Origin of the sequence: Actinokineospora pegani (genome assembly GCF_009745975.1) — a bacterium.
Classification (GTDB): Bacteria; Actinomycetota; Actinomycetes; order Mycobacteriales; family Pseudonocardiaceae; genus Actinokineospora; species Actinokineospora pegani.
Map to the genome: position 1 here is coordinate 1 of NZ_WHOL01000012.1, position 609 is coordinate 609.

Genomic DNA, 609 nt, shown 5'->3' on the forward strand with positions numbered 1-609 from the left:
AACCCAGACCGATGGGAATGGATCGCGAGCCGTTGGACAACCCAGCGGCGGCCTGCCACAGGTTGTTCGCGAGGTGGCCATCACCGTGGTTCACCAAGCGCTGCGCGTCCTCGGCGAGGACACGGACGCAGGCAGGCGGCAGCGCGGTGGCATAGGCGATGACGACATCTAGCTCGGTCGCGAAGTCCAGGCTCCAGTCCTGGTGGAACCAGGCGCTCAGGGCCGAGAGGCCGAAGTCGTCACCGCCGAGGTCGTCACCGCCGTCGTCGCTCGTGCTGGGACTGTTCAAAGAAACCACCTAGATCGGGAACGCAGTGTAGACATATTGAGCCGAAAGTTTTCGGTTGCCTAGATGATGGCGTAGCGAACGTGTCGGGCCCCGAAGTAGCTGCGGACGAGGTGTGGCTGGCGCTGACGGCGGCACAGGAAGCGGCAGGTTTCGTGGGCGAGGCGGTCGACGTTGTGGGCGCGTGAGGCGTTGATGTTGCGTTTGAGGTCGGCGTTGAGCAGCTCGTCGGGGTTGAGTTCGGGGCTGTACGAACGAGGAAGGTCGGCGTGGCCGTGGCCGCGGTCGCGTCGGTTGCCGGGATGGTTCTCGCGGCGGCGCCC

At 65.5% G+C, this 609-nt stretch carries 1 protein-coding gene and 1 pseudogene; both read right to left on the minus strand.

Annotated features, from left to right (window positions below):
- On the minus strand, positions 1-289 hold a 289-nt coding region (locus GCL84_RS00520; RefSeq protein ID WP_197522913.1), incomplete at its 3' end, for a contact-dependent growth inhibition system immunity protein.
- Positions 290-348: 59 nt separating this feature from the next.
- Positions 349-609: pseudogene (locus GCL84_RS29045) on the minus strand (hypothetical protein); the annotation flags it as partial.